Raw genomic sequence first — 4,691 nt, forward strand, 5'->3', positions numbered from 1 at the left:
TTTCAATAAAGTGTGGTAACGATGGCAAGAAGGAGACACCTGTACCCATGCCGAACACAGAAGTTAAGCTTTTTAGCGCCGAGGGTAGTTGGGGGATTCCCCCTGCAAGAGTAGGACGTTGCCACGCGAACCAGGAGGTTTAGCTCAGCTGGGAGAGCACCTGCCTTACAAGCAGGGGGTCAGCGGTTCGAACCCGTTAACCTCCATACGAGTGATTAGCTCAGTTGGTAGAGCATCTGACTTTTAATCAGAGGGTCATAGGTTCGAGCCCTATATCACTCATACACGAGAGTGTTGAAGCGGATGTGGCGGAATTGGCAGACGCACCAGATTTAGGCTCTGGCGAAGAGATTCGTGGGGGTTCAAGTCCCTTCATCCGCATAGGAATAATTAGCCGGCTTAGCTCAGTTGGTAGAGCATCTGATTTGTAATCAGAGGGTCGAGGGTTCAAGTCCTTTAGCCGGCATAGGAATGCGAAAGTAGTTCAGTGGTAGAACACCACCTTGCCAAGGTGGGGGTCGCGGGTTCGAACCCCGTCTTTCGCTTATATACTGTCAGGTATATAGAAGCCGGGGTGGCGGAACTGGCAGACGCACAGGACTTAAAATCCTGCGGTAAGTGATTACCGTACCGGTTCGATTCCGGTCCTCGGCATAGATATTGTTGGTGCTAGGCTGACAATAGGAAGCACCCATAGCTCAATTGGATAGAGTACTTGACTACGAATCAAGCGGTTACAGGTTCGACTCCTGTTGGGTGCATAATAATGCTTGGCATTATGAACAACACGGGAAGTAGCTCAGCTTGGTAGAGCACTTGGTTTGGGACCAAGGGGTCGCAGGTTCGAATCCTGTCTTCCCGACTTTTTTTGTTTATACAGCCATTTTTCAGATGTGAAAGTTAGGCGTTTAGTCTAGCTTTTTTGTTTGGTTTTATGCCAATAAGAGTGATAGTTCATACTTTTTTTGTTTTATTAATGACATTGGAGAATTCTTTTTGTTTACTATTATGATTTTTGGTGTTAGAGTTAAAAATAGACTAGATTTCTAGTTATTACATTTCAACTATTGATAATATGAGCAGAAAATTACTAAAATATTTTTTAAGTTTGTAAATAAACAATGGCATCATAGAATGGAATGATTGTCATTTTTTCATGTTTTGTGCAGTATCATTTTTGTTTTAAATATGTAAAGTGACTATACATTCTAGTGTTTTAAAAATGTTTTGTGTTAGATTAAGTTAGGTATTTTTAGCCGATTGATAGTGCATTGATAAAGTATAATTTATGTGGTCATTATAGAGTATGTCTTATTTATAATATAAATATTTACTCTACTTATTCATGTTTTAAATTTATGATGGGTTTATCTTTTTATGTAGAGAGCAGTAGAAAAAAGGCTAACCCTCTATAAAACACTCCTAAAATATGATATAATGTGACAAAGATTGGAGGAGATAAGATGAGTGAATCTTTAGAATTAGTGATTATTACAGGGATGAGTGGTGCCGGAAAAACAGTTGCTATGCAAAGTTTTGAGGACTTAGGTTATTTTTGTATTGATAATATGCCTCCGAGCTTATTAACAAGGTTTTGGGAATTGGTTAAAGAGAGTGGGAAACTGACCAAAATTGCCTTAGTTATTGATTTGAGAAGTCGAGTATTTTTTGATGAGATTATGGAATCTATTACGGCATTTGATAATACGGCATTGATGCGTACACGTATTTTATTTTTAGATTGTGCCGATGATGTTTTGGTGTCACGTTATAAAGAAACTAGACGAACACATCCTTTAGTAGGAACAGATGGATTACTTAGCGAAGGAATTATTAAAGAACGTGGATTATTAAGAGATTTACGTAGTAGGGCACAAGTGGTTATTGACACAACAAAAATTACGCCACGACAACTACGTGAAAAGATTATGAATCAGTTTAAAGTGGAAGATAAAGAATTGTTTCATGTTGAGGTCATGTCATTTGGGTTTAAGTATGGAATTCCTATTGAGGCTGATATTGTTATGGACGTGCGTTTTTTACCTAATCCGCACTATATTCCAGAATTGCGTCCGTTAACAGGTTTGGATGAGTCCGTTTATGATTATGTTATGAAACAACCTGAAACGGGAGAATTTTATCATAAACTAGAAGACCTCGTGCAATATGTGTTGCCGGGATATAAAAAAGAAGGGAAAATAAGTGTTGTCATAGCCATTGGATGTACAGGAGGACAACATCGTTCAGTTGCTCTAGCGGAGCGATTGGGACGTTCACTAGAACAAGGTGGATATCCTGTCAATATCACACATCGTGATAAGGACAAACGAAAAGAAACGGTAAATCGCTCATGAGAAAAAAGAAAGTTACAATAATTGGTGGTGGTACAGGGCTACCGGTTTTATTAAAAGAATTAAAAAAAGAACAAGTTGATATTACAGCCATTGTAACAGTTGCTGATGATGGGGGAAGTAGTGGTATTATTAGAGATTATGTTGATATTGTTCCACCTGGAGATATTCGAAATTGTCTAGTTGCCCTGTCTAATATTCCAGATGTTATTAAACATATTTTCCAATATAGATTTGATTCAAATGATAATTTTTTTGCTGGTCATGCTATTGGAAATTTAGTGATTGCAGCCTTAACAGAAATGAAAGGTAATATTTTTGATGCGTTACAAGAGCTATCGGATTTGATGAAAATTCAAGGAAAAGTGTATGCTGCAGCAAATGAACCATTGGTGTTGCACGCTGAATTTATGGACGGCACTAAAGTAAGTGGAGAATCAGGCATTACAAAGCAACGTAAACGTATTAAACATGTGTATATTACAACGCAAAATCATTCTATAGAAGAAGCAAAGGCTTCTCAAGAAGTGATTGATGCGATTATGGAATCAGACATGATTGTCTTAGGACCTGGAAGTTTATTTACTAGTATTTTGCCTAATTTAATGATACCTAATGTTGCAAAGGCAATGAAAGAAACACACGCTGAAATTGTTTATATTTGTAATATTATGACGCAATTAGGTGAAACAGAATCATTTACAGATGCTGAGCATGTTGACGTATTACATCGCCATTTACAAAATAATTTTGTAGATACGGTTCTAGTGAATACTGAAACAGTTCCAGAGAATTATTTGAACCAACAAAAAGGAGAAGAATATTTATATCAAGTTCAGCATGATTTTAAAGGACTAAGAGATCAAGGATGTCGTGTAATTTCAGCTCATTTTTTAGAAATGACGGATAATGGAGCATATCATGACGGGAAAAAAGTTGTGAGCGAGTTGGTCACATTGCTAAATACAGCTAAATTATAATGATACCATCAGTTTTTTAGGAAAGAGGTGCCGTTTATGTCGTATGCAGCGGACGTTAAAAAAGAATTAACGACTTTAGATGTTCATAAAGAGCATGCTAAAGCAGAACTTGCGGCATTGATACGGATGAATGGTGCTGTAAGTTTATATAATCAAAAGTTTATTTTAAATGTGCAAACGGAAAATGCAGCAATTGCTCGGAGAATGTATAAATTACTTAAAGATCATTATGATGTTGAAAGTGAATTGCTCGTCCGTAAAAAAATGAAGTTGAAAAAAAATAATATTTATATTGTGCGTGTAAAAGTTGGTACACAACATATTTTATCGGACTTAAATATTATTGATGGCTTATTTTTTCATAGTCATGTATCTAAAGAAATTAAAGAAAATGAACAAAAAATGCGTTCGTATTTAAGAGGTGCTTTTTTGGCTGGTGGATCAGTTAACAATCCTGAAAAAAGTAGCTATCATTTAGAAATTTATTCAAATTATGAAGATCATAATCAAGATATTTGCGATATGATGAATTATTTTGGATTAAATGCTCGTGTGATAGAGCGAAGAAATGGGTATATTGCCTATATAAAAGAAGCTGAAAAAATTGCTGACTTTTTAATTTTAATTGGTGCACAAAATAGTATGTTTAAATTTGAAGATGTACGGATTATTCGTGATATGAGAAACTCTGTTAACCGTATTGTAAATTGTGAAAATGCCAATCTGAGTAAAGTTATTACAGCATCTAGTAAGCAGATTGAAGCGATTGAATTTATTGAGAATACGATAGGTTTAGATGAATTGCCACCAAAATTAAGAGAAGTCGCTCAATTACGGGTAAGCTATCCAGAAGCTAGCTTAGTTGAAATTGGAGAAATGTTACCTAGTGGCAGTGTATCAAAATCAGGTATCAATCATCGTTTAAGAAAAATTATAGCATTTAGTAATCAATTAAAGGAGAGAGTGTAAAATGGCTTTAGAAGATAAAGATTTTATCACTAGGCAAGTTGATTTGGTTGCAGAGGGGTTGTCTAAATTGATTGACATAGATGTACTTGAAAGCATGTTAGCCAAGAAAGAGAGTACGAGTGATAGTCAAGTTGTTGAAACAACTACGGACGAGCATGCAGAAAGTTCTTTCTAAGTGTCTAATCCCTAGAAAAAAGAAAACTTAATACATAAAATTTAATGGCTTTAATAAGGTGTTTAGCTCCTTATTAAAGCTATTTTTGGTGGGTGTACAATAAATCGTGTTGGTGAACAAAAAAGTTCGCCAACACGATTATTTTTTTATAGAAAAAAGTGAAGCAAACCAGTAAACTATAAGTTGAGACAAAATAGTAAAGAGGTGCTTCACATG

4 protein-coding genes, 8 tRNA genes and 1 rRNA gene are annotated in these 4,691 nt (G+C 35.8%); all 13 read left to right on the forward strand.

Translation table 11 applies throughout. The features are described from left to right. The first annotated feature begins 11 nt into the window (after positions 1–11). The 13 genes from rrf (at position 12) to E4T68_RS09370 (ending at position 4,475) form a co-directional block, all read left to right on the forward strand. Positions 12–127, forward strand: a 5S ribosomal RNA gene (rrf, locus tag E4T68_RS08415). 6 nt (positions 128–133) lie between these two features. Further along, a tRNA-Val gene (locus E4T68_RS08420) sits at positions 134–206 on the forward strand. Positions 207–209: 3 nt separating this feature from the next. Next, positions 210–282 (forward strand) — tRNA-Lys (locus E4T68_RS08425). 17 nt (positions 283–299) lie between these two features. Next, positions 300–381: transfer RNA gene (locus E4T68_RS08430), tRNA-Leu, on the forward strand. Between the two features lie 12 nt (positions 382–393). After that, positions 394–466 (forward strand) — tRNA-Thr (locus E4T68_RS08435). Positions 467–473: 7 nt separating this feature from the next. Next, positions 474–545: transfer RNA gene (locus E4T68_RS08440), tRNA-Gly, on the forward strand. A gap of 23 nt (positions 546–568) precedes the next feature. After that, positions 569–654, forward strand: a tRNA-Leu gene (locus E4T68_RS08445). A 33-nt stretch (positions 655–687) separates the two neighbouring features. Next, positions 688–761: transfer RNA gene (locus E4T68_RS08450), tRNA-Arg, on the forward strand. Between the two features lie 27 nt (positions 762–788). Then, positions 789–862, forward strand: a tRNA-Pro gene (locus tag E4T68_RS08455). A gap of 601 nt (positions 863–1,463) precedes the next feature. Further along, on the forward strand, positions 1,464–2,354 hold the full coding sequence (rapZ, locus tag E4T68_RS08460) for an RNase adapter RapZ (protein WP_135125954.1): 891 nt from the start codon (positions 1,464–1,466) through the stop codon (positions 2,352–2,354). Continuing rightward, the gene (gene yvcK / locus E4T68_RS08465; RefSeq protein ID WP_135125956.1) at positions 2,351–3,331 is read left to right on the forward strand and encodes a YvcK family protein; all 981 of its coding nucleotides are present in this window, start codon (positions 2,351–2,353) and stop codon (positions 3,329–3,331) included. The genes rapZ and yvcK overlap by 4 nt, the downstream gene beginning before the upstream one ends. Before the next feature lie 36 nt (positions 3,332–3,367). Beyond that, the gene (gene whiA, locus E4T68_RS08470) at positions 3,368–4,300 is read left to right on the forward strand and encodes a DNA-binding protein WhiA (RefSeq protein WP_135125958.1); all 933 of its coding nucleotides are present in this window, start codon (positions 3,368–3,370) and stop codon (positions 4,298–4,300) included. A gap of 1 nt (position 4,301) precedes the next feature. Next, positions 4,302–4,475: a hypothetical protein gene (locus E4T68_RS09370; RefSeq protein ID WP_167753873.1), complete on the forward strand. Its 174-nt coding sequence runs from the start codon at positions 4,302–4,304 to the stop codon at positions 4,473–4,475. Positions 4,476–4,691 lie beyond the last annotated feature (216 nt).

Source organism: Granulicatella sp. WM01 (genome assembly GCF_004570605.1).
GTDB lineage: Bacteria > Bacillota > Bacilli > Lactobacillales > Aerococcaceae > WM01.